We start from the raw sequence: 24,146 nt of genomic DNA on the forward strand, positions 1-24,146 counted from the left end.
TCACACTCATAGCTAGTCCTCCTTTGTTGTTATAACAAAAGTAACTACTCTCTATATTCGAATTGTTGAAACACATTACCTTCTAGAACAGGGTAAATATCTTTACCAGCAAGCTCGTTAATAATAATTTTATTTCGATTAACCGCTAGGCCAAGGTTTGTTGAACCTACTCCATGCGTATGTTGCATACCACTGTGAACAAAGATCGTAGAGGTTGATTCACGACTTAATGTTAGTTGGTAATCTTTTGTTACATGGTATCGTCCTTTATCGTCCCATTTAATTAGCTCTTTAAGATCATTTAAGCAATCTGGAATGAGCGGACGATATCCAGTGCCTGCAACAACAACTTCGCTATCGAGAAGGAACGATTTATTCTTTTGCCATTGTCGACATTCTAGTTCATATCCTGATTCATCTTCTTTTTGTTTAAGCCCATTGATTTCAGTAAGTGGCATCAACATGACGTCCATTTCTTTTCCACCTACAGATTGTTCATAAAGAAGATTATAAATGTCTGTAATTGTATGTGGACTAATCCCTTTGTATAGAAGCTGTTGGCCACTAAATATCTCATCTTTTTGATCCTGTGGGAGGTCGTAAAAGTAATCAATATATTCAGGTGAGAAATGCTCGAGGCTTAATCGCGTTTCCTCCATAGGGAAGAAACCCTGTGATCTTGTCACCCAATTCAATGAATAACCATAGTCCGGTCTCTCTTTCAATAGCTCTCGAAAAATTTCCGCTGAACTTTGGCCCGATCCAATTACTGTGATACTTTTCGCTTTTTTACATCGTTCAGTATGCTGAAGGAACGTAGAAGAATGGAAAACGTCTTCTTCAGACATACCTTTTAACGGAGATGGAAGCGAAGGAACTGTTCCAACTCCAAGAATGATGTTTTTAGCAAAGTACGTTTCGATTTCCCCAGATTCACCATGTTCAACAGAGACTTCATAACGTTGAACAGGATCTCCAATAGGTACTACACTTACAACCTTAGTTCCAAATCTGCAGCTTTCTAATTTACTTGCAGCCCACTGACAGTAATGGTTATATTCATTTCTCGGCATTTCAAGTCGTTGAAGGAAATAGAAATTATACAAGCGATTTTGATGCTTCAAGTAATTTAAATAGCTATATGGATTTGTTGGATCAGCCATCGTAACAAGGTCAGCCATAAATGGTACTTGTAGTCTTGTTCCCTCAATTAACATACCAGGATGCCAGTCAAATTCTTCTTTCTGTTCAAAAAACAGCGAATCAATTTCTTTTACTGGATCTAATAATGCTGCTAGTCCTAAATTGAACGGACCGACACCTACACCAATTAAGTCATAAAGTTTGTCTCTCATCCTACCCTATCCTTTCTTATCTATCTTCTCTTATCTCTCCTTAGTATATCAGATTTATTATTTTCAGTTTTTTATATAGGCTATGTAATAGAACAGTGTTGATATTTGGCTCATTCGAGTGAAATTAAGGTTTCACTCGAATGAGCCAAAAGTCGATAAATCAACAATATGAGCTAACATAGCCTTTATATAAAAGACTTTTCCGTAGATATTGGTCCTATTAGAATAGTGGTTAATTTCCGCTTCTGGATGCTCGCTTTCCGCGGGGCGGGCGGTGAGCATCCTTCCGCTCCAATTAGCGAAGTGTGGACAAAAATTGTAAAAAACAAAAAATCTTTTAGAAAAGAGCAAAAAAAAACAGCCATTAGGCTGTTTTTAAGATGAATGCTGTGACCTTCTATATTGAAATTGTTTCCATTGATACCGAACAAAACAACCGACACAAAATCCAAGAATCGCGATTAAGGAAGCAAGAGCAACCATTATAGCCGCCGTATTGGCTAGCCATTGGATCGATGAAATGTGTGCAAGTAATGAGATAGTTAGAAGGGTCACCGCTATCTTTTGATTGAACTGTTGTTGCTCAGCATCTTCAGGAATATAGGTATTGAGAGGTTTCTTTAAAAATGGTTTACCTGCTTTAATAACTGGATTGAATTTAAAAAGCAGCCCCATTAAACCTGCTGAAAGTGGTACTGCTAAAAAGAGCCAATTGGATGAAATGATAAACATCGTTGCGAATATAAAGATAAAGGATTGATTTAGTCGTACAAGAGGTCTAGGAATGGATAAAGGCATTAAAATACCTACCTTTCTTATAGGAATTTACTTATATAAAAGAATATACGCTTTGAAGTATTTTGTACAGCTAAACGCTCAAAAAAAACCCACATTATTGTGGGTTTACTTGTCTGAATGTATTTGAACTAAGTGTTCCATTTCTACATGCTCCAAATATGGATCCATCTTTTTTGTAAACTGTTCGAACCGTTGTGAATTCATGAATCCTTCGGTGTGAGCCGCAAGAGAATCCCACTCAATAAAAATCATATATTTACGCTCAGCCTCAATTGATTTTGTTAGAGTATAATGCTGATATCCGTTTGTTGCAGCAATTAATTCAACAGCTTCTGAGAATGCTTTTTCGAATTCAGTTTCTAGTCCTTCATGGATTACAAAATAAGCCTTTTCGATAATCATGCCAATCTCCTATTCTAATCTAAAATGGTTTTTCCTGATAAAAGTAATTTGGTGATAAAATTTTATTCTTATATGGTTTATGGAAGATGTGCGTTGTTGCTGGAGAAACCGGAGGAATTAGCCAGGTCCAATTTCCCGTTACTTCCCGCTCTGCTTTCGCTTCATTTTGCTCGAATTTTTGAAATTGCTTCGCAGCTGTGTGATGATCTACAATACTTACTCCTGCCTTTTGATAGGAATATAAAACTGCTCGATTTAATTCAACAAGAGCACGATCTTTCCACAACGTCGCATTCGAACTCGTATCAATTTTCATTACACTTGCAACTTTCGGCAGTAAATCATAGCGATCAGTATCAGCAAGGTTCCTTGCTCCTATCTCTGTTCCCATGTACCAGCCATTAAATGGAGCAGCACCGTAATCTATCCCTCCTATTTCTAATCGCATATCTGAAATAATTGGAACAGCGTACCATTTAGCACCAAGAGAAGAGAAATCATATTCAGGGTGCTCTACTTCTACTTGAAGAACATGATCTTCAGGTAGATCAATAACGAGTGGCTTGTCATCATTCATTGTAAAAACGAGGGGTAACACGTCATGTGAGGTCCCTACTCCTCGCCAACCGAGTTTGATCACTTGATTCGTAAAGTCGACAGAATCAGGATCACCTACAATGCCATCTTCAGTTTCATAACCTGCATAACGGACTAACTGATGATTCCAAATCCGTACTTTTCCTGGTTCAAAAATAGTAATCGTTGGACGAATTTTACCACCGTTTGTTGCTACCTTTAGGTGATGTAATAATGCATTTGTGACTTCTTCTACTGTTGAAGCACATCGTGCATCTATTACTGTCATTGTGTTCCAAAAAAGTCTACCAATGCATTTGTTACTATTTCGCCACGCCATTTTCGCACCTTGTTCAAGTTCCTCGTATGTATGAGAGTAAGTTCCTTTAGCGTTAATTTCATCTCTAATTTCATTTTTTCGTAGCTGTAAAGCGGCTGGATCTTTTTCTAATTCATAATATGCCTGATCAAGAAAAGAAAAGGCTTCATCTATTAATTCGTTATGATTCATATGCTCTTCCTCCTGTAGCCGGAGACGGTTCTAACACCTGATCTTAAGCTCATCATTGTAATAATCGGAATACTAGTCCACGCGTATTATATCACACGACCTTTTGCAGTACTAATGGACAACTCTAACCAGTGTGTTTTTATAAGCTTAGATTAAATTGTTTACACACCAACAAATCTATTGTAGGATAAATTTGTTAATTCATATTAAAACTATCGGAATGAGGTGCATTAATCTTGGCAATGGAACAACCCGTTCATACAACAAGAAGTTCATTACAGCTTCCGTTCCTTAAAGCGCCACAAAAGCCTGTTCTTACAGCTGGCTTTTTATTTATTGCCTTACTCGGTTTGATCCTTTTTCTAAATCAAGGAGTTCAGCAAGTTGTTCTCTTTGCACTAGGACTATTACTTGGGTATTGCTTGCTTCATGCTAGATTTGGCTTTACATCGGCGTTCAGACAATTATTAAGCGTAGGAAATGGAACAGCCATTCAATCCCATATGCTGATGCTCGCTGTTGCTAGTACATTGTTCGCACCGATTCTATCAAATGGGTTCGGTTTGTTTGGGACAACACCTACTGGATATGTGTTCCCAGTCGGAACAAGCGTAGTTGTGGGATCATTCTTATTCGGGATTGGCATGCAACTCGGGGGTGGATGTGCTTCAGGAACACTCTATACTGTCGGTTGGGGGAAAACCGAAATGTTACTTACCCTATTCGGATTTATTGTTGGATCCGTTGTTGGTGCGTGGCATTTTGACTTCTGGGTAAATCAAATGCCTTCATTCCAAGCCATTTCTTTAGCCACAGATACAGGGCTAGGCTTTTTCGGAGCTTGGGTTCTTCAGCTTTCTTTGTTTGCACTTATCTTCTTTCTAGTAAGATTCATAGCCAAAAAGCGTCAGCCTCCACAAATAAAGCCTTTACCAACAGCAAATGGTTGGAAGCGATTTTTCCGTGGCTCATGGCCTATCTGGACTGCTGCAATTGCGCTAGGTGTACTAAATGCTTTAACGCTAGTATCCCGGGGAAACCCATGGGGCATTACATCAGCCTTTGCTCTTTGGGGTTCAAAAATAGCATTATTTCTAGGAATTGATGTTACACAGTGGGGATATTGGTCAGGTACCAAGTCTGCTGCACTTGAACAATCAATACTCACGGATTCGACTAGCGTCATGAACTTCGGTGTTATTCTAGGAGCCTTTGTTGCTGCTGGCGCAGGCGGTGCATTTATTATGAGAAGAGTACCACTGAAGTTAGCCGCAGCCTCTATTATTGGTGGTTTACTAATGGGCTACGGTGCTCGGTTAGCATTTGGTTGTAACATTGGTGCTTATTTCGGAGGAATCGCATCATTCAGTCTTCATGGTTGGGTATGGATGATTGTTGCACTTGCAGGCTCATACTTAGCTCTCTACTTACGTCCTCTGTTTGGATTGAAAAATCCAAAGAAAGAAGATCAATTCTGTTAAACATAAAAGGCCTGATCGATTATCGATCAGGCCTTTTCACTCTTAATCACTAATTAAATTTCTTCAAAATATTCTTTATAAAATCCGCCGACTTTACCGCTATTATCAACGACAAACAAGAACTCTTCTGTTTCGTTCTTTACATCGTATGTCTTGCCTTCAGTTAATACTCGGTTCACCATATACTTCTTAGCGTTAGTATGTACACATTTAACTTTCTTGACTGTTGTTTGATCTTTCCATGAGTGATGAATCATAACATCCACTCCTTTCTTCTTTTCTTCTATTCTACATGAGACCGCCTCTTAGATAAAGAATACGATATTAAGATTCAAATAAATAGACGATGGAGTCTCCAACAGGTTTATAACCTATTCTCATATAGATCGAGTTGGATGTAGGATTTGATAAATCTGTATATAAGCTGCAAAACGAATAACCGCGATTTAGTATTGACTGACTTAGTTCTGCTACACACGCAGAGGCATAGCCATTTCTTTCAAACTCTGGTGGCGTATATACAAAGTTAATTGTCATTCCATTTGAAGTGGGTCTCGTCTGATTAGCCATAGAAACAATTTGATTCTCAACTTGCCATAAGACAAGCGTTTGTTCTTCAATTAATTGTATAGCACGCTCACGACTTTCTTCGTATGGTATAGGCTGGCCAAGCGATTGAGTGAATCGTTGAATCCATTCAGTTATCATCTCACTATCCAATTCCTCTGCCATTCTCATAGATCCATCCACTTGCTTTGGCGGGTTCACCTGATCAAGTCGATAAATTCGTTGATTCATATGAAGGGTACGCTTCGCTTTTGTTAGACGAGAATATTCTTCCGAGAAAATTTCCACAAATCGATTTTCTCCAAGTATTCCTGGAACTTGTTTTTGCTTATGTAATTGATTCGCTCCATACAGAAGCGATTCCCTTGAAGTAGTAGCGCATCCAGCTATAGTGAGATTATGAGGTGGCGTCTGAATCATACATAGTTCTATTTTCCCGTCATCTGTTTCTATGGTTGCTAAATAAGGCTCATTATCAACATCTATTTTTCCATTCTGTATAACGTGACGATGTAAAATACCTAGCGATAAATTATTCACTGCTTCGTTTTTTTCTAGAAAGATTTGAACGTAATCTAAGTATGCAATCGGATCTTGAAAGTTTTTTATTCTCATCACATTTCCCCACTTTTGTATTAGTTGATAAAAAACTTGTTATGACATGGTTCCCCTTTAAGGGTAGTGATTGATTTGCGCTACAGGTGCTCGCTTTCCGTGGGACGGGACGCTTGAGCCGCAGGAGTCGAGCACCTTCCGCTCCAATCAACCTTGAATTATGGTTTTTTACATTACCATTCACAAAACAACATTTTTAGAAAACAGCCTAAGAAAAAAGAACCTGAATCTATTGGATTCAGGTTCTATCTTTATCCTAACCTTCAAGAAGAAGTTGTTCTGGATCTTCGAGAAGCTCTTTGATTTTCGCGAGGAAGCTAACGGCTTCTCCACCATCTACGATGCGGTGATCGTATGAAAGAGCAATGTACATCATCGGGCGATTTTCCATTCGCTCCTGATCAATAGCCATTGGGCGCCATTGAATCTTGTGCATTCCAAGAATACCTACTTGAGGTGCATTTAGAATTGGAGTCGAAAGCATGGAACCGAAAATACCACCATTTGTAATTGTAAATGAACCACCTTGTAGCTCATCCAGTTTTAATTTGTTGTCACGAGCTTTCTTCGCAAGATTACCAATTTCCTGCTCAATTCCAGCGAATGAAAGTTTATCAGCGTCACGTACGACAGGAACCACAAGTCCTTCTTCTGCTCCAACTGCAATACCAATATCATAGAACTTCTTAAGAACGATATCCGTATCCTGAATCTCTGCATTTAGACGCGGGTACTTTTTAAGTGCTCCTACAACAGCTTTAGTGAAGAATGACATAAAACCAAGTTTTACATCGTTGTCTTCAAGAAACTTGTCCTTACGACGTTTACGAAGCTCCATAATCGCTGTCATATCAACTTCGTTAAATGTTGTAAGCATTGCTGCAGTATGTTGAACTTCAACAAGACGCTTTGCAATCGTTTGACGACGACGAGACATTTTCACTCGTTCTACTGGCTTACCTTCATTAACTTGTGATTGTTTGTTTTCTTGTTTTTCTTGTTTCTTCTCTTGCTTTGGTGCTTCTTTTTGCCCTGATTGATCTGCATGGGCTTTCACATCGTCAGGACGCACTCGACCTAGAGGATCTTTCGTATTAACCTCATTCAAATCAACGCCAAGTTCACGAGCAAGTTTTCTAGCAGAAGGTGAAGCTACTGTTCGTCCATTCTCAGATTGTTGATTTGCTTCTGGTGCTGCATGAGCTTTTGATTCCTGATCTGATTTCGCTTCTTCAGGAGATTCCGTTTCTTCTTTTTTCGCTTCAGCTTGTTCGGTTTCATTAGCTTGTTGATCTTTAGATTGAGAAGAACTGCTTTCACCGCCACCTAGGTAAGCAATGATTTCGCCAACTTCTACATTATCACCAGGTTCTTTCAAAAGTTCTTTAATTACTCCATCGTTTTCAGCACTAACTTCGATGTTAACTTTGTCTGTTTCAAGCTCAACAAGGTTGTCACCTTTTTCTACTTTGTCGCCTACTTTGATTAACCATTGAGAAATGGTACCTTCTGTAATGGATTCTGCGAGTTCTGGTACTTTAACTTCAATCACGACGATTACCTCCTTGATGGGAAACAGTTTTGGATGGCTCTAAGACTTCTTGTATGATTCGTTCTTGATCCTTTTTATGCACGTTAGGCTCTCCGCCAGCTGGACTTGATCGATCTGGACGACCAACATAGCTCACAGCAACACCTTTTGGAGCTGACTCATGAATTCGAGGAGAAATGTAATTCCAAGAGCCCATATTCTTTGGTTCTTCCTGCAACCAAATAATTTCCTTCACATTAGAATACCGTTCAAAAATCTTTTTAACTTCTTCATGAGGGAATGGATACAATTGCTCTACTCGAAGCACATGCAACCAATCAAAATTCTCTTCAGAAGATTCTATTTCAGCCGATAGATCAACCGCTACCTTACCTGTACAAAGTACGATACGCTCTACCTTTTCTTTACTCTCGCCAAGACCTGCTTGTTCAACAACACTAAGGAATTGCCCCTGGCTGAATTCAAATCCAGGTGAAGACGTGCGCTGATTACGAAGGAGACTTTTTGGCGTCATAATGACAAGCGGTCGTACTTCTTTCTTCTCAAGAATAGCAGCCTGTCTACGTAAAATATGGAAGTATTGTGCTGCGCTCGTTAAATTCGCAACCGTCCAGTTGTTTTCAGCAGCAAGTGTAAGGAAACGTTCTACTCTTCCGCTAGAGTGTTCAGGTCCCTGACCTTCGTATCCATGTGGAAGTAACAAAACCATTCCTGACTTTTGTCCCCATTTTGCTCTACCTGCAGAAACAAATTGGTCAAAGATCACTTGTGCAGCATTAGCAAAGTCACCGTATTGTGCTTCCCAGATCACTAATGTTTCTGGAGCGAATACGTTATAACCATATTCGAAACCAACAACAGAAGCTTCTGAAAGTGGGCTATTATGAATCGCAAATGACGATTCAGCTTGAGGTAGTTCATGAAGTGGGCAATACTTCTCACCCGTTTCTTTATCATGAAGTACAAGGTGTCGCTGAGCGAATGTGCCTCTCTGGGAATCCTGTCCTGTTATACGTATTGGCGTTCCATCACCAAGAATAGATGCAAACGCAAGCGTTTCACCAAGTGCCCAATCGACTTTGCCACCTTCTTCAAGCATATCAAGTCTACGTTTCAAAATACGCTCAAGCTTTGGATAAACATTAAAGCCATCTGGGCGAATGAGTAACTTCTCATTGATGTCTTTTAGTGTCTCGAGAGGCACTGAAGTATCTATAGACGGAATTCCTTTAACAATCTCTTTAGGAGGCTGTAGCTCTTGCACATCTCCCTGATTGTCTCCGCCTTTTGCTATTTTATCGTACTCCGTTTGCAACTCTTGGAGTACTTCTTCATCTATCTTTTCGCCGTGACCAGATTCAATCACATTCTGATCAGTAAGGTATTTGGCATAACTTGCCCTTACTGTTGGATGGTTTTTAATTTTCTCATATAGATGTGGCTGTGTAACAGCTGGGTCGTCCATTTCGTTATGACCAAATCTTCTATATCCGATAAGATCAATTAGGAAATCTTTATTAAACTTCATTCTATACTCATATGCAAGGTGCATTGCAGCTAAACATGCTTCAGGGTCGTCAGCGTTCACATGCACAATTGGAATCTCATACCCTTTTGCAAGATCACTAGCATATTTAGTAGAACGAGAATCGGAACTTTCGGTTGTAAATCCAAGCTGATTATTTGCGATAATATGAATGGTTCCGCCTGTATGATAGCCTTTAAGTTGGCTTAAGTTAAGCGTCTCAGCTACAACGCCTTCACCAGGGAAAGCGGCGTCTCCATGAATTAGAATAGCAAATGATTTACGGAAATCTTGTTTTGGTTCACCCTTATTATCACGTGTTTCCTGTGCCGCTCTTGCATACCCTTCAACGACAGGATCAACAAATTCAAGGTGAGACGGATTGTTGGCAAGCGTAACGGTAGCTTCAGCCGTTTCAGACCCCTCAAATTTACGATCTGCGCCCATGTGGTATTTCACATCACCAGTCCAACCATAGTTAATACCCGTTGAGCCTTCAGATGGCACAAGTTCTTTGTTTGGCGCATGATGAAATTCAGCGAAAATCTTTTCATAAGGTTTGTTTAAAACGTGTGTAAGAACGTTTAAACGACCACGGTGAGCCATTCCTATCATTACATTCTTAGCACCGTCACTTGTACCACACTTAATAACGTCATCAAGCATTGGTACCATTGCGTCTACACCTTCAATGGAGAATCGTTTCTGTCCGACGAAGGTTTTATGAAGGAATTTCTCAAATCCTTCAACTTCTGTTAACCTTCGAAGAAGTTCTTTACGATCATCGTCTGTTAGCGTTCTGCTAACAGAATCGTTCTCCACCATTTCATCAAGCCATTTACGTTCATCTTCAGCGTGTACGTGAGTGAATTCATATGATAAAGACTTTGTATATAGATCCTGCAATCGCTTAATAGCCTGCAAGCCGTTGTTAATATCTGCAGGCGCATTTTCCCAAACTACTTCAGCAGGAATCGCTTTCAAGTCTTCACTAGAAAGACCGTATTTCTCTGGATTCATAAATTTCTGATCAGATTTCTCATTATTTAGTGGATTAATTGCTGCAGCTAAATGGCCATATGTACGAATATTATCAGCTAGTTTAACTGCTGATATGACCTTTTTAAGATTACCTGGTTTAGCAGATGTTTCAATTTCATCTGTAGAAGATGGTGGTGGTCCCCACTGTTCAAACTTTTGGCGCATGTCGGGATCAACTGATTCCGGATCTTCTTGGTACATTTCATATAGTTCAATGGCATAGCCAAGGTTTGGTCCATAAAATTCTTGCCATGGATGTTCCACTCTGGACTGTTTGGTATTCAAAGCATGCTACCTCCCTGCTGGGTTTTACTAAATTCATGCGCAAATAGGAAATTTGAACGCAATCTAAAGCATGATTTCTTACTAGTTCTTTTCACTCTTTTAATGAATTGAAAACCTCGATTTAAAAAAACGCTTACATTGGCATTTTAGCACAGTGTTGGGATGCCTACAAAACTTTCATGCAAATTCTCGAAAAAAATTTCTGTGACAAAAAGTGGACTTGAAAAATTTTTCGAATATTAACACAGTGCAATACTAAATTACCACAAAGTGTATCCATAGTGAATACAAATTAGAGATTTTCTTACAATGAATATGAAATATTGATTCTAACCACAAAAAAGGCGACCTAAGCGCGGTCGCCTTAAAAGATTAAGGGGTTAGAATAAGCTTCCCTTTTGTTTTTCTACCTTGAAGCAATGTATGAACTTCGGCTGCTTTTTCTAGGTCAAACACCCCACCTATTGTTAATTGCAGCTCGCCATTTTTCATATAATTTAATAGTTCTTCGAGACTCTTTTGATAAAGAGAAGGTTTTCTCATCATTTGTGGAAGAAAAAAACCAACAACAGATTGATTCTTCTCCATTAATGAAGATGGGTAAAAGCGACTTTGCTCTCCACTAGCCACTCCATAAATGACAAGTCTACCAAATGGAGCAAGACACTTTAGCGACTTGCGAAAAACATCTCCACCAGCCATCTCAAGAATAACATCAACCCCATTTCCATCTGTTGCAGCTAATACCTCTTGCTCCCAGCCATCCTTAGTATAGTCCACCGCAACGTCTACTCCCATATCTGAAGCAAGCTGACGTTTTTCTTCAGTACTAGCTGTTCCAATAATTGTCTTTGCCCCCCAAAGCCGGGCAAGTTGAACTGCAATTGTTCCAAGTCCACCAGCTGCTGCATGTATTAGAACGGTTTCACCGTTCTCAAATCGTCCCATTGTTTTCAAAGTGTGGTAAGCGCTTAACCCTTGTAGAGGTAAAGCGACTGCATGGTGGAGATCCATGCCATCTGGAATAGGAATCAATCCTCGTTCATCTGCAAGTGTATATTCAGCATATCCCGTTGCATTTTTAGTGCCAAGCAAAGTTACAACTGATGACCCTGGTTTAACTGACGTAACCTTGTCTCCTACAGCTTTTACAACGCCAGCAACTTCTGATCCTGGGACATATGGAAGTGGTGTGTCTACAACGTATTGTCCCTCTCTTCTAGCTGTATCTGCATAGTTAACTCCAATCGCCTTAATCTCAATTAATACGTCATGCCCGTTCGGTTTAGGAACATCCATTTCAACCACTTTCAAAACTTCTGGACCACCAAATTCCGTTAATTGAATCGCTCTCATTTTTCTTCCTCCTTTTAACTAACCAGTCAGTATGTAACTACTTAGTTATACTATAATACAAGTTATCAAACTATTCAATTAAAAAAAGTGCGCTTTGTAGCGCACTTCACAGCTGCAATATTCCTTCCACTACTGTCTGAATTAATAAATCAACATCTTTCTCTTCAATTGATAGCGGTGGTGCCATCGTTAGAACATTATTGTACCCAGCGACAGTATCACCATTCTTGCCTATTATGACGCCCTGTGATTTACAATAACCAATCACTTTATTTAATTCAGGAACTCCTAGTGGTTTTTTAGTTGCACGATCTTCAACAAGTTCGATACCAACTAGTAATCCTTTGCCTCGCACATCACCTACGTAAGGGTGGTTTGAAAGACGACTCTGTAGCTCATTCTTTAACTTCTCTCCTAACTCTTTTGATCGATCGAAGAGCTGTTCTGTTTCCATAATTTCTAAGTTTTTTAGTGCCAATGCACACGAAGCTGGATTACCCCCGAATGTATTAATGTGACGAAAATGATCGTATTGTTGCGTTCCTTTAAAAGCTTCATAAACTTCTTCTTTCACAGCAGTTGCAGATAATGGCAAATATCCGCTCGTAAGACCTTTTGCCATTGTTACTATATCTGGCATTACATCATAGTTCATGAATCCAAATGACTTACCTGTTCTTCCAAACCCACTGATTACTTCATCACAAATAAGAAGAGCACCATGCTTTTCACACACTTCTTTAACAGCCTTCATATACCCCTGCTGTGGCATGATGATTCCACCACCAGTTATGATTGGCTCCATAATCATTGCAGCAATTGTCTCACTTAATTCCCAAGTCATTATATCATCAACTGCTTTTACAGAAGGAAGTTGATCGGCAACGATTGTTCCATCACGGTACATATCAGGTGGCTGAACATGTAAAAACCCCTGTCCTAGCGGTTCGTATTTATATTTTCGCTGTGCCTGCCCAGTTGCTGCAAGAGATCCCATTGTGTTCCCATGATAAGCACGATAGCGAGAAACAATTTTATTACGATGCACATCACCATTTTGTTCGTGGTATTGTCTCGCAATTTTAAAAGCAGTTTCATTCGCTTCCGAACCACTATTTGAGAAAAAAATAACGTAACCTCCGCCTAGCATTTCGTTTAACTTTTCAGCTAGCTTGATTGCAGGAGCGTGAGTATGGGTTAAAGGATAGTAAGAAAGCGTTTTTAGCTGGTTGTAGGCAGCTTCTGCAAGCTCCTCACGACCATAGCCTACATTGACACACCACAGTCCAGCCATTGCATCTAGAAACTGATTGCCGTTATAGTCAGTAAGCCATGCACCTTTTGCCTTTTCAATCACCATTGTAGATTTTGGATCGAAAGGACGCATAGCGTGCCAAACATACTTCTCGTCCTTACCAGCAAGGTTCTCGTGAGCTGTATGCAAATCTTTCACTCCCTCATTAATAGTCGAATCGCGTTGTGATCATTTTCCTACGCGTATAGAAGTTCACACCATCTTTACCATTGGCATGAAGATCACCATAGAAAGAATCTTTCCACCCAGAGAATGGGAAGAATGCCATAGGAGCCGGGACACCAACATTCACTCCAAGCATTCCAGCATCTGCTTCTTCACGAAATTTACGTATCGCACCTGCATCTTTCGTATAAATTGTCGCACCATTTCCATATCTCGACTTCTTAAGTATACCTAGCGCTTCATTAAGCGTATCAGCATGTAATAAACTCAATACAGGTGCAAATATTTCTTCCTTTGCAATTGTCATATCAGGTGTTACTTCATCGAAGATAGTAGGTCCAAGGAAGTGTCCTTTTTCTTGAGACTCCATTTCCATACGTCCATCTCGAATTAAGGATGCTCCTTCTTCAATGCCTTTCTGGATATACTCAAGTACTTTTTCCCTATGGGAGTTCCGAATAACAGGTGTTAATAAAACTTCTTCATCCAATCCATTTCCAAGCTTTAGTTCATCAGCCTTTTCTTTTAACTTAGAAATAAACTTCTCGCCTGACCCAATAATGACTACAGCGCTACATGCCATGCACCGCTGACCAGCACTGCCAAACGTTGAGCTAATAACTTGCTGAACCGCTTTGTCAAGATCAGCATCTGGCATAACAATATGATGATTCTTTGCTCCGGAAAGAGCTTGCACTCTTTTCCCTCTAGATGCTGACTGCTCATAAACGTATTTCGCTACAGGCTGGGAGCCTACAAAGGAAATCGCTTTCACTTCTTCGTGTTCAATTAATCCGTTAACAACATCATGTGCTCCATGAACAATGTTAAAAACACCGTTTGGCAAACCTGCTTCTGTTAACAATTCAGCCATACGATTTGCAAGAATAGGCGTTCGTTCAGACGGTTTTAGAACGAAAGTATTACCACAGGCGATGGCTAGTGGAAACATCCAATGAGGTACCATCATTGGGAAATTGAAAGGTGTAATCCCCCCCACCACTCCTACAGGATAGCGATACATTTCAGAATCAATCGATTCTGCAATCGTAGACAAATTGTCACCCATCATTAACGTAGGTGCACCAGTTGCAAATTCAACACATTCAATTCCTCTAAGCACTTCCCCGTAAGCTTCTTTATAGCTTTTTCCGTTTTCTTTTACAACTAGCTCGGCAAGATCGTCATGATGCTTAACAAGCAAGGCATGATAAGCAAACAATATTCTCGCACGTTTTGGAACAGGCACCTTGCTCCAAGTTTGAAAAGCTTTCTCTGCAGCACTGACAGCAAGAGAAACATCTTCTTTAGATGACAACGGCACATACGCCATGTTTTCTTCTGTAGCAGGATTCGGTACCTCAAGAGAGTTATTACTTGTAGAGCTTACCCACTCTCCATTAACAAAGTTTTTCAACATAGCTGTTTCCTTTTTAACGACCGCCATTTCATGTCCCCTCCTTAAAGTTGTTCATACCACTATTGTAGGCGATGAAAGGGCAGTCGTTCATTAGACACAACGTAACATGGATTAGGAAGACACTATACACGTTGCACAATCTAAACATTTCTTTTCAAATATTCATATGCATGTATTGCGAATTCTATTGCTTGACGCTTCGGTGAATTCATGAAATCACTTCCCAGTAGCTCTTCAAGTTTTTCTAAACGATGATAAAGCGTTTGTCTTACAACAAAAAGCCGTTCAGCTGTTTCTTTTTTGGATCCATTACAGCACATATAAACTCTTAGTGTGTTTAATAGATTGCTATTATTCTTCTGGTCATAGTGCAAAACAGGTTCTAAATAATCATGCATAAATTCATTTAATTCTTTGCTCTTAGCTAATTGATAAATCATTCGGTAAATATGAAAATCAGCGTGGTAAATAATTTTAGAAGACTGAGTGAATAGCTTTTCGTTCATAGCTAAAGTTTCGATAGAAGATTCATAGCTTTTATGCATTTCTTTTAGAAGTCGAACGTGTTTGCCTACACCTATTTGTTCAACGTCTGGGACAGTTTCCTTTTGTAAGATATCGCTTTTCATGAATCGCTCAAAAGCATCTCGTAAACGATCCATAACGGTTAACTCATCTCGCCTGTTAAGGGTGATGATAATAAGTTTATGTCTTGTTGTTAAGGATAGTAGGAAAAACCCTTCCTGTTCGAAGACAGACCGCATTAACAGCATAAAGTAGGTAACCTGTGATGATGAATATGCATCAAGCTGCTTTGTAAACTTACATGTACATACTTGGAGACCTCTAGGTATGAGAGATTCATCGAAGTCTACGAGATATGAAAGGATTCTTTCTTCTGAATGCTTTCCCTCAAGCCAATCGTAAAGCCATTCTGTTTCAAGTGCTCGCTTCTTCTCCTCAATATATAATTCACGTAAAAGGAACTGAGCAATTGCAGTTGCACTTCGATCAAGAAGAAGCATGTCATAATCCGAAACAGATGTATGTTGATCAGGGACAAGAATTAAATTTGCGAAATGATAGTCCATTGCTTGGACGTGTTGGACAACAAGTCCTTTACCGTCTGGTTGAAATGTTAGGAAATGTAGAAACGTTTCTTGTTTATCTTTGCTTACTTCAGGTGCAAAAATCGGTTCTGCTTCTTTAGGTTTGTATATGACTTGCATGTCCGTCTTTTTGGCGAGGTAAGATAGAATTTTATAAAGACAACCTGGTGCTAATAGGAGGTTATTGAGTTCTTGTGCGAACTTCTCTAGATCCGAAATCATTTGATAATGGTGTGCTATTAAGAGGGAGTGTATATCCTGTGTGATATCTACAAATCGAACTTCTTTCGAAAATACAATGATGGGGAAATGATGCTGATCTGCTAATTCGATGATTTCAGAAGGAATATAATCCATATATGTACCAATTTCAATGCAGAGACCGGCCGCCTTGCTTTGAATGAGTTGTTGTACAATGGATCGAAATACTTTTACGTTATCTTTCCAGACAAAGCCTGTTGATAGTATTAATTCTTGCCCATGTAATAACTGTTTAACACTCGTTACTTCCATCACATGAACCCATTTTATTTTCCTAGATAACCCGCCTTTCCCAGCTATCACAGTAGCATGACTAAAATGCTCTCTTTCTAATACTTCATGAACCGTTAAACTGGTCATTCGTAGCATCAAACCACACCCTCTTTTGGAATAGTAAGTACAATTATTTAATCATGCATCATGATTTTGGAGGTGGAATTGGGTAGAAAATCTTTCAATATATTCATGATAGCGCTATCATTTTAAATTCACTTTACTACATGAGGCTTTTCTTTTCTACTCATTCTCTTTTATGTGACATAAAGACATTTATTTAGCTATTTTTTTCACTTATTAATACGGTAATTGAAATTAATTATTATAGAATAAAAAAACCGGACTATTGCCCGGTCTCCATGTTCCATTCATAATCTTCTAATAGCTCCATTAAATAATAATACTGCTTTTTGCTACGGAAATCTGTTTCTTTCCAGTTGGAACGAATCCATGATGTCAATTCTGCTGCAGAATTGAATATTTCTCCACTTGTGTCTGCTTTTCGAATCATATAACGTCCATTTTCCTCATCGATGGTTACTTCACATGGATATGCACTATCTTTCGAATACAGATTGTACTCCATGAACACCCTTCCTCTCTAAGATACTGTTTGGATCTGCTTTAAAAGTAGCGCTGAGAAGTATTTTCTCCCATCAGGCGTTTGAATATGAAGGATTTCGGTTGATTCTTCGTCAGTCTTATTATCTTTTAGTCTAAACTCTATAAATGCACCGCTCAAATTCTCTGTAATACCATGTATGCGATAGCCTCTATCAATAAAATAATCGATTTTTTCACGTTCAATTAAATAATGCTGATGCTCTCTCATTTTATTGACCTCCCTCCTCAATTGCACTTCCTACTTCTTTTACTGCTTCAGATTCATTTCCACTAGGTATGACCCAATCGCGACCTACCGTAATGCCTAAATATTCCTCATCACTCGGATTTGTTATCTCAGCTTGAGCATACTTTTTGAACCACCAATATTTCGCTAATACATAATAAGTAGCTGCTCCCACAACGAAGCCTACAAGAAATGAATACGTAGAAAGAAAATACGCTGCCGTTCCACCAATAATCCATGCGATAAACCCTGCAGCATTAATTCCTTTTGCATAACGGTATTGACCAGATTGCTCATACAATTCTGGAACATTCACTCTACGTTTTCTAAGCACGTAATAATCACAGAAGAGAATGCCTACAATAGCTGATAGAATGCCTCCTACTACGAGGAGTATTGGTATGAGTATGTTGAACAAACTCCATGGTTGAACGACTGAACCAATGATTCCAGCAATAAATACTCCTGCCCAGAACGGAACTTTAGGACCGCCTACATTTGAGAAAATCGTAGCTGCAGGAACAAGGTTAGCTGATACATTCGTTGACCATTGAGCAAGAACGATCATAAGGAGTAGAATACCGAGTACTAAGCCAGTTGCCGCTTCTTGTAAAGCTACAACTGGATCATAGTTTGAAACTGCAATATAAGAAACGCCACCGATGATGACCATAAAGGTTTGCGTTAATGGTAGGGCAACCATACTTCCAATCAGTGTTCCTTTGTTTCGTTTAACCCAGTTTCGTTCATATTTCGGTGCTTTAATAAAGCGTGAGATTGACGGGATATCCGCTGAAATCGTTGCCCAAAACCCCATGTTACTGAAGATGACTACAAGGAATGCCGTTACGGCTGCTCCACCAGTTACAGGGCTTTCAATCCACCCCTAAACTTCTCTTCCTTGAGCAAGTGCCTGATCTGAAAGTGAGGCGTACATCCATACAGATATGATAATAATTACGGGTGCGGCGAGGTCTGCAAATCGTTCAACTGCTTTAATACCTAGTGATGTATTCACGAGTTGAACTGTTGCGAAAATGAGAAAACATACAAACCAGTTGTCAAACCCAAAGAGAACGTTAAGAATGGCATTCATTGCAGTTGCGCCAAAATACGTATTTATTCCGAACCAAAATGATGCTGCTAGACCTCTTACGACAGATGGAATATGGGTTCCGATTGTTCCGAAAGGCGCTCGCATATAGACTGGAAAAGAAAGACCATGTTCAATTCCTATATCTCCGATGATGGTGATAAATAAGCCAATTGCTAGTGAACCGATGATTGTAGCAACAACAACCCATGTAAGAGAAAGTGATTGAACTCCTGCACCACCAATTGCAAATGCAGCAAGAACAACCGCCATTCCAACCCACATCATTGCAAATCCAGTTGCTCCAATTTTCTTTTCACTATGAGCAATGGGTAGAAGATCTGGAGATTTTAAATAGCTTTCCTCTTTTTTCATTGAGCTATCTCCTTTTTTATTCACTTCTTACTGTGTCAACTTGATCAGAAACAGTCATCATTTCGCCGTATTTTGCTCGTTTCATGTATTTTCCTGAACCAGGTGTTCCAACAAATTGCTTATTTTTAATAACGAATTCACCTCGAACGAAAACAGACTCTGCTTCTCCTGTAACTTCCATTCCTTCAAATGCATTGTAGTCTACTGCCATATGGTGTGTTTCTGCAGAGATCGTACGTTTACTAGTAGGATTAAATATCACTAAATCTGCATCAGCCCCAACCGAAATCGTCCCCTTATTAGGAAACAGTCCAAATAGCTTCGCAGCTTTCGTTGACGTAATATCCACAAACTGATTAAGCGATATCCTTCCTTTTAGAACCCCCTCTGAGAAAAGAATACTAAACCGATCCTCTATCATCGGCCCCCCATTAGGAATTTTCGTGAAATCATCCCTACCAAGGTCTTTTTGTCCTACAAAGTCAAAGGAACATTGATCAGATCCGATTGTTTCAAGTTGTCCTGTTCGTAAAGCATTCCAGAGAGCATCTTGATTCCATTTTTCTCGAAGAGGCGGACTCCAAACATACTTTGCTCCTTCAAAGTTCGGTTTTTCAAGATAGGTTTGGTCTAGCACAAGATATTGGGGGCACGTTTCACCATGAATATCGAATCCTTTGCTCCTTGCTTCAGCTATTTTATCTGCCGCTTCCTTACAACTAACATGTACAACATAAAGTTGAGAAGATGCAAGTCCTGCTAGCTGTGCTGCTCTGCCTGTGGCTTCCCCTTCTACTTCTGGTGGTCGAGTTAATGCATGATATATGGGTTCTGTTTGTCCTTTCTGAAGCGCATCTTTTGTTAGGTATTCGATAACATCTCCATTCTCTGCATGCACCATGACAAGCGCTCCAAGTTCCTTAGCCGCTAGAAGCGTTCGATACAAGGTTTCATCGTCTGCTTGGAACACATTTTTGTATGCCATAAACACTTTAAAGGATGTGATCCCTTCTTGATCTATCACTTCAGGTAGCTGCTCTAAAACACGATCGTTAATTTCACTAATCATTAAATGAAAGCTATAGTCAATGACCGATTTATCTTTTGACTTATCATGCCATGTTTTAATAGCTTGAGAGAGAGGTTTGCCTTTCTCTGTTAAACAAAAGTCGATGACGGATGTTGTTCCACCGAATGCTGCGGCAATGGTTCCAGTCTCAAAGTCATCTTTCGTCACAGTGCCTCCAAAAGGCATTTCTAGATGCGTATGAGGATCAATTCCTCCAGGGAATACATACCGTCCTGTTGCATCAACCTCTTCAGCACCTTTCTCTATTATCTGCTTACCTATCGATACTATCTTTCCATTAGCAATAAGAATATCTGCTTGATACGTTTCACTTGCCGTTACGATCGTTCCATTTCGAATGATTTTCTTCATCTCAAATCCTCCTACTTATTTGGATACTTTCTTATCTTTCAGCGAGCCAATAAGCGTTTGCCTTTCATTCCAAGTCATTGGTGGATGTTCATGATTAAGTTGGATCATATCGATCGCTCCGTCAACCGGGCATACAATCGAGCATAAATTACACCCTACACAATCTTCTTCTCGAACTTGAAGAATTGCATTGCCAGAAGGATCATTTAACATATCAATGCATTGATGTGATGTATCTTCACATGCGATATGACATTTATTGCAATTAATACAAACATCATTGTTAATTCGCGCAACTACCTTGTAATTCAAATCAAGGTTACCCCAATCCGAAAATGTAGGGACTGATTTCCCGATAATATCTTGTACTGAGAGGATACCGCGATCATCAAGGTAGGTTGATAGACCATCAATAAGATCTTCCACAATACGAAAGCCATGGTGCATGGCAGCTGTACAAATTTGAACATTACTCGCACCCATCAGCATAAACTCTATTGCATTCTGCCAGTTTGAAACGCCACCCATCCCAGAAATTGGAACATTGATTCGGCTATTTCTAGCACATTCACTAACCATGTTAAGAGCAATCGGTTTAACGGCTGGTCCACAATAACCTCCATGGGCACCTTTACCACCTACATGTGGAATTGGTAACCACGTGTCAATGTCAACACCTGCAAGACTATTAATCGTATTAATCATGCTAACAGCATCCGCTCCGCCCTGAACTGCAGCTTCTGCAGTAGCGGTAATGTCCGTAATGTTTGGAGTTAGCTTTACAATTACAGGTGTTTCAGCCGCTTCCTTTGCCCAATTCGTTTGTTTCATAACGAGTTCAGGTACCTGACCTGAAGCTGATCCCATGCCTCTTTCCGCCATTCCGTGTGGACAACCGAAATTCAACTCAAGCCCATCAACGCCCGCTGCTTCCGTCTTTTTCACAATTTCATGCCATGCGCCCTGGTTTGGTTCTACCATTAAAGAAGCGACAACAGCATGATTGGGAAATCTTTTTTTTGTTTCGTAGATTTCTTTTAAATTCACCTCAAGAGGACGATCTGTAATGAGTTCAATATTGTTAAAGCCTGCGACTCGTTGACCGTTAAAGTGAACAGCTGCATACCTAGATGAAACATTAAGAATGGGATCACCAAGTGTCTTCCAAACAGCTCCACCCCACCCTGCTTCAAATGCTCGTTGCACCTGGTACCCAGAATTTGTAGGAGGTGCTGATGCTAGCCAAAACGGATTTGGTGATGTGATGCCCGCAAGATTGGTTCTCAAATCTGCCATCGTCATTCCCCTTTCGTTCTCATTATGCTGTATACGATTCTTTTAAACTTTCATGCATATGATAAGCTGCTGTTTTCCCTTGTTGCGCTGCAGACACGACCATTGCTTCTCCCTGTCCTTTACCAAAAATAACGTCTCCACAGGCGTATACTTTTGGATTTGACGTTTCCATCGTTTCATTATTAATGAGAATGACTCCTTCTTTATGAGCAAGCCCCAGTTCCTCGATAAAATGAAGGTGTCTTTTTTGACCAATCGCTTTAATTACTGCATCACATTCAATAATAAATTCTGAGTCAGGAACTGGTACAGTTCTTCTCCTTTCACCTTGAGCAGCTTTTAACAACTGCATTCTAATACACTTAATACCTTCCACCTTTCCTTCTTTATTTGTGAGAATTTCGATAGGCTGAGTTAACCATCTGAATTCTACCCCGTCTTGCTTTGCAAACTCATATTCAAAATCGTAGGCGGTCATTTCCTGTTCGCTTCTACGATAAAGTATTTTCACATTTTCAGCTCCAAGACGAACAGAACATGTGGCTCCATCAATTGCAGTGTTACCCGCACCTACAACGACAACTTTCTTGTCTTTTAATTCAGTTGGAAATGGAGCTGCTTTTGTCTTCTTCACAAGTTCAATTGCATCATACACTCCACTTGATTGTTCACCAGGAATGTTTAAGTTCGGTACGCTTGCCATTCCTATAGCTAGGATGACGCGATCATGCATTGAGTATATTTCATCAAATGGAATGTCTTCACCAACTTTGACACCTGTTTTAATCGTCACACCAAGATTCTGAACTTGTTCCACTTCCCAAAGAGAGACGGATTTCGGCAAACGGAAAGATACTATTCCATACGTATCAAGGCCACCTGCCTCAGATTCTGCTTCGTAAATCGTAACGTCATATCCGAGGAGAGCCAGTTCACGAGCAGCAGATAAACCTGCTGGTCCCCCACCAACGATTGCTACCTTTTTTCCATTTGGTTGACCTTGTTTAAACAATACTTGATCGTTTTTAATTGCCCAGTCTGTTGCATACCGCTGAAGATTCCCAATTAAAATTGGCTTGGTTGTATGGTTTAATACACACGCGCCCTCACATAGCTCTTCTGTAGGACAAACCCTCGAACAACTAGCCCCTACAGGATTTGCCGTCATGATGGTTTTGGCTGAACCTTTCATATTTCCAGATGCGATTTTCTTAATAAAAGTAGGGATATCAATACCGGTTGGACATGCTGTAATACATGGAGCATCGTAACAATACAAACAGCGTTGAGATTCTTGGAAGGCTTCTTGATTTGTTAGAGATGGGATAACTTCTGTAAAGTTTTTCTGTAGCTCTTTTTGAATGGATGATTCTAGCGAACTCATGTACGTCCCCCCTATATTTAATATAAAAAGCAGGTGTGTTACACCTGCTTTGATCTTTAAGGTAATAGTGACGTCATTTCACCGTATGTTTCAGGACGTCGATCACGATAGAACTGCCACGTATCTCTAACTTCCCGTATCATTTTTTTGTTCACTTCTCCAATGATTACTTCATCCTGGTCACGAGACCCTGTTGCAACAAAATTCCCTCGAGGATCAACAAGATAGGATTGGCCGTAAAATTCACCCATGTTCCATGGACCTTCTGTTCCAACACGATTTATTGCGCCAAGATAATAACCATTTGCAACAGCGTGCGCAGGTTGCTCTAGCTTCCACAAATACTCAGAAAGCCCTGCCACTGTAGCAGAAGGGTTAAACACAATTTCAGCTCCATTCAACCCTAGAAGCCTTGCTCCCTCTGGAAAGTGTCGATCGTAACAAATGTACACACCGACTTTTGCAAATGCTGTATCAAAGACTGGATAACCCAAGTTTCCGGGTTTGAAATAATACTTCTCCCAAAACCCGTGACCATTATCTCCTACTGCTACGTGTGGGATATGCTGCTTTCTATATTTTCCAAGATAGGAACCATCCGCATCAATTACGGCTGCTGTGTTGTAATATGTTGAAATACCTTCTCTCTCATAAATAGGGAGAACAATAACAACACCAAGCTCACGCGCGAGCGCTTGAAACCGAACCGTGGTAGGACCTTCTGGAATTTCCTCTGCTGCGTCATACCACTTCTTATTTTGTTCTGCACAGAAATAAGGTCCATAGAAAATTTCTTGAAGACAAATAATCTGTGCTCCTTTTTCACTTGCCACTTGAACAAGTTTAATATGCTTCTCAATCGCTTTTTCTTTATGAACATCAACTGACTCATTACCTTCTACATCATTACTTGCTTGGATCAATCCGATTGTAACTGAATCGGCCATATGTAAACCTCCTTCACCACATGTAATTAACTGAATTTTCTTTCTAATAAAAGTGTAGAAGATTGTCTTAAGTCTCGCACTATACAAAATGTAAAATAGTTTTAAAAAATATTATTCATTATGTCGTTTCCAAACGTTCGAATAGATTCT

19 protein-coding genes and 1 pseudogene are annotated in these 24,146 nt (G+C 39.8%); 1 reads left to right on the forward strand and 19 read right to left on the reverse strand.

The window, feature by feature from the left end:
• Positions 1-44 precede the first annotated feature (44 nt).
• From AB986_RS03430 to AB986_RS03445, 4 genes are all read right to left on the reverse strand, one after another.
• Complete coding sequence (locus AB986_RS03430) at positions 45-1,355, reverse strand: lysine N(6)-hydroxylase/L-ornithine N(5)-oxygenase family protein (protein ID WP_048309480.1); 1,311 nt, start codon at positions 1,353-1,355, stop codon at positions 45-47.
• A gap of 375 nt (positions 1,356-1,730) precedes the next feature.
• Complete coding sequence (locus AB986_RS03435; RefSeq protein WP_048309481.1) at positions 1,731-2,153, reverse strand: DUF4395 domain-containing protein; 423 nt, start codon at positions 2,151-2,153, stop codon at positions 1,731-1,733.
• A 105-nt stretch (positions 2,154-2,258) separates the two neighbouring features.
• A complete protein-coding gene (locus tag AB986_RS03440) occupies positions 2,259-2,555 on the reverse strand; it encodes an antibiotic biosynthesis monooxygenase family protein (protein ID WP_048309482.1) in 297 nt (98 codons plus the stop codon).
• A gap of 19 nt (positions 2,556-2,574) precedes the next feature.
• Positions 2,575-3,642: a nitric oxide synthase oxygenase gene (locus tag AB986_RS03445; protein ID WP_048309483.1), complete on the reverse strand. Its 1,068-nt coding sequence runs from the start codon at positions 3,640-3,642 to the stop codon at positions 2,575-2,577.
• A gap of 242 nt (positions 3,643-3,884) precedes the next feature.
• On the opposite strand from AB986_RS03445, the gene AB986_RS03450 reads away from it, so the two are divergent.
• Complete coding sequence (locus AB986_RS03450) at positions 3,885-5,123, forward strand: YeeE/YedE family protein (protein WP_048310833.1); 1,239 nt, start codon at positions 3,885-3,887, stop codon at positions 5,121-5,123.
• Between the two features lie 53 nt (positions 5,124-5,176).
• Here AB986_RS03450 and AB986_RS03455 read toward each other — a convergent pair whose 3' ends face one another.
• The 15 genes and pseudogenes from AB986_RS03455 to AB986_RS03525 form a co-directional block, all read right to left on the reverse strand.
• Positions 5,177-5,380, reverse strand: coding sequence for a DUF6501 family protein (locus tag AB986_RS03455; protein WP_048309484.1), 204 nt, complete (start codon positions 5,378-5,380; stop codon positions 5,177-5,179).
• A gap of 67 nt (positions 5,381-5,447) precedes the next feature.
• The gene (locus AB986_RS03460; protein ID WP_048309485.1) at positions 5,448-6,305 is read right to left on the reverse strand and encodes a GNAT family N-acetyltransferase; all 858 of its coding nucleotides are present in this window, start codon (positions 6,303-6,305) and stop codon (positions 5,448-5,450) included.
• A gap of 256 nt (positions 6,306-6,561) precedes the next feature.
• The gene (odhB, locus tag AB986_RS03465) at positions 6,562-7,857 is read right to left on the reverse strand and encodes a 2-oxoglutarate dehydrogenase complex dihydrolipoyllysine-residue succinyltransferase (protein ID WP_048309486.1); all 1,296 of its coding nucleotides are present in this window, start codon (positions 7,855-7,857) and stop codon (positions 6,562-6,564) included.
• The gene (locus tag AB986_RS03470) at positions 7,850-10,708 is read right to left on the reverse strand and encodes a 2-oxoglutarate dehydrogenase E1 component (RefSeq protein WP_048309487.1); all 2,859 of its coding nucleotides are present in this window, start codon (positions 10,706-10,708) and stop codon (positions 7,850-7,852) included. Before AB986_RS03470 ends, odhB begins: the two co-directional genes overlap by 8 nt.
• Positions 10,709-11,080: 372 nt before the next feature.
• On the reverse strand, positions 11,081-12,064 hold the full coding sequence (locus tag AB986_RS03475) for a quinone oxidoreductase family protein (RefSeq protein WP_048309488.1): 984 nt from the start codon (positions 12,062-12,064) through the stop codon (positions 11,081-11,083).
• A gap of 106 nt (positions 12,065-12,170) precedes the next feature.
• Positions 12,171-13,517, reverse strand: a complete 1,347-nt coding sequence (locus AB986_RS03480) for an aspartate aminotransferase family protein (RefSeq protein WP_152670910.1) — start codon at positions 13,515-13,517, stop codon at positions 12,171-12,173.
• A 7-nt stretch (positions 13,518-13,524) separates the two neighbouring features.
• Positions 13,525-14,991, reverse strand: coding sequence for a CoA-acylating methylmalonate-semialdehyde dehydrogenase (locus tag AB986_RS03485; protein ID WP_048309490.1), 1,467 nt, complete (start codon positions 14,989-14,991; stop codon positions 13,525-13,527).
• 113 nt (positions 14,992-15,104) lie between these two features.
• On the reverse strand, positions 15,105-16,703 hold the full coding sequence (locus AB986_RS03490; RefSeq protein ID WP_048309491.1) for a PucR family transcriptional regulator: 1,599 nt from the start codon (positions 16,701-16,703) through the stop codon (positions 15,105-15,107).
• A gap of 250 nt (positions 16,704-16,953) precedes the next feature.
• Complete coding sequence (locus AB986_RS03495; protein ID WP_048309492.1) at positions 16,954-17,196, reverse strand: hypothetical protein; 243 nt, start codon at positions 17,194-17,196, stop codon at positions 16,954-16,956.
• Between the two features lie 15 nt (positions 17,197-17,211).
• Positions 17,212-17,442, reverse strand: coding sequence for a hypothetical protein (locus AB986_RS03500; protein ID WP_048309493.1), 231 nt, complete (start codon positions 17,440-17,442; stop codon positions 17,212-17,214).
• A 1-nt stretch (position 17,443) separates the two neighbouring features.
• A pseudogene (locus AB986_RS03505) lies at positions 17,444-18,928 on the reverse strand (NCS1 family transporter).
• A gap of 16 nt (positions 18,929-18,944) precedes the next feature.
• On the reverse strand, positions 18,945-20,369 hold the full coding sequence (gene hydA / locus AB986_RS03510; RefSeq protein ID WP_048309494.1) for a dihydropyrimidinase: 1,425 nt from the start codon (positions 20,367-20,369) through the stop codon (positions 18,945-18,947).
• Positions 20,370-20,384: 15 nt separating this feature from the next.
• Positions 20,385-21,665 (reverse strand): NAD-dependent dihydropyrimidine dehydrogenase subunit PreA, encoded by a 1,281-nt coding sequence (gene preA / locus AB986_RS03515; RefSeq protein ID WP_048309495.1) that lies wholly within the window; start codon positions 21,663-21,665, stop codon positions 20,385-20,387.
• Between the two features lie 22 nt (positions 21,666-21,687).
• On the reverse strand, positions 21,688-23,049 hold the full coding sequence (locus AB986_RS03520; protein ID WP_048309496.1) for an NAD(P)-dependent oxidoreductase: 1,362 nt from the start codon (positions 23,047-23,049) through the stop codon (positions 21,688-21,690).
• A 56-nt stretch (positions 23,050-23,105) separates the two neighbouring features.
• A complete protein-coding gene (locus AB986_RS03525) occupies positions 23,106-23,996 on the reverse strand; it encodes a nitrilase-related carbon-nitrogen hydrolase (RefSeq protein WP_048309497.1) in 891 nt (296 codons plus the stop codon).
• Between the last annotated feature and the right edge of the window lie 150 nt (positions 23,997-24,146).

This window comes from Guptibacillus hwajinpoensis (genome assembly GCF_001039475.1).
Classification (GTDB): domain Bacteria; phylum Bacillota; class Bacilli; order Bacillales; family Guptibacillaceae; genus Guptibacillus; species Guptibacillus hwajinpoensis.

Bases quoted from the DNA above. Each gene is read 5' to 3' on its own strand.
- AB986_RS03525 (WP_048309497.1), bottom strand. From the start codon at position 23,996: ATGGCCGATTCAGTTACAATCGGATTGATCCAAGCAAGTAATGATGTA.
- AB986_RS03440 (WP_048309482.1), bottom strand. From the start codon at position 2,555: ATGATTATCGAAAAGGCTTATTTTGTAATCCATGAAGGACTAGAAACT.
- preA (WP_048309495.1), bottom strand. From the start codon at position 21,665: ATGGCAGATTTGAGAACCAATCTTGCGGGCATCACATCACCAAATCCG.
- AB986_RS03485 (WP_048309490.1), bottom strand. From the start codon at position 14,991: ATGGCGGTCGTTAAAAAGGAAACAGCTATGTTGAAAAACTTTGTTAAT.
- AB986_RS03495 (WP_048309492.1), bottom strand. From the start codon at position 17,196: ATGGAGTACAATCTGTATTCGAAAGATAGTGCATATCCATGTGAAGTA.
- AB986_RS03445 (WP_048309483.1), bottom strand. From the start codon at position 3,642: ATGAATCATAACGAATTAATAGATGAAGCCTTTTCTTTTCTTGATCAG.
- AB986_RS03460 (WP_048309485.1), bottom strand. From the start codon at position 6,305: ATGAGAATAAAAAACTTTCAAGATCCGATTGCATACTTAGATTACGTT.
- AB986_RS03450 (WP_048310833.1), top strand. From the start codon at position 3,885: ATGGAACAACCCGTTCATACAACAAGAAGTTCATTACAGCTTCCGTTC.
- AB986_RS03500 (WP_048309493.1), bottom strand. From the start codon at position 17,442: ATGAGAGAGCATCAGCATTATTTAATTGAACGTGAAAAAATCGATTAT.
- hydA (WP_048309494.1), bottom strand. From the start codon at position 20,369: ATGAAGAAAATCATTCGAAATGGAACGATCGTAACGGCAAGTGAAACG.
- AB986_RS03490 (WP_048309491.1), bottom strand. From the start codon at position 16,703: ATGCTACGAATGACCAGTTTAACGGTTCATGAAGTATTAGAAAGAGAG.
- AB986_RS03455 (WP_048309484.1), bottom strand. From the start codon at position 5,380: ATGATTCATCACTCATGGAAAGATCAAACAACAGTCAAGAAAGTTAAA.
- AB986_RS03520 (WP_048309496.1), bottom strand. From the start codon at position 23,049: ATGAGTTCGCTAGAATCATCCATTCAAAAAGAGCTACAGAAAAACTTT.
- AB986_RS03435 (WP_048309481.1), bottom strand. From the start codon at position 2,153: ATGCCTTTATCCATTCCTAGACCTCTTGTACGACTAAATCAATCCTTT.
- AB986_RS03430 (WP_048309480.1), bottom strand. From the start codon at position 1,355: ATGAGAGACAAACTTTATGACTTAATTGGTGTAGGTGTCGGTCCGTTC.
- AB986_RS03475 (WP_048309488.1), bottom strand. From the start codon at position 12,064: ATGAGAGCGATTCAATTAACGGAATTTGGTGGTCCAGAAGTTTTGAAA.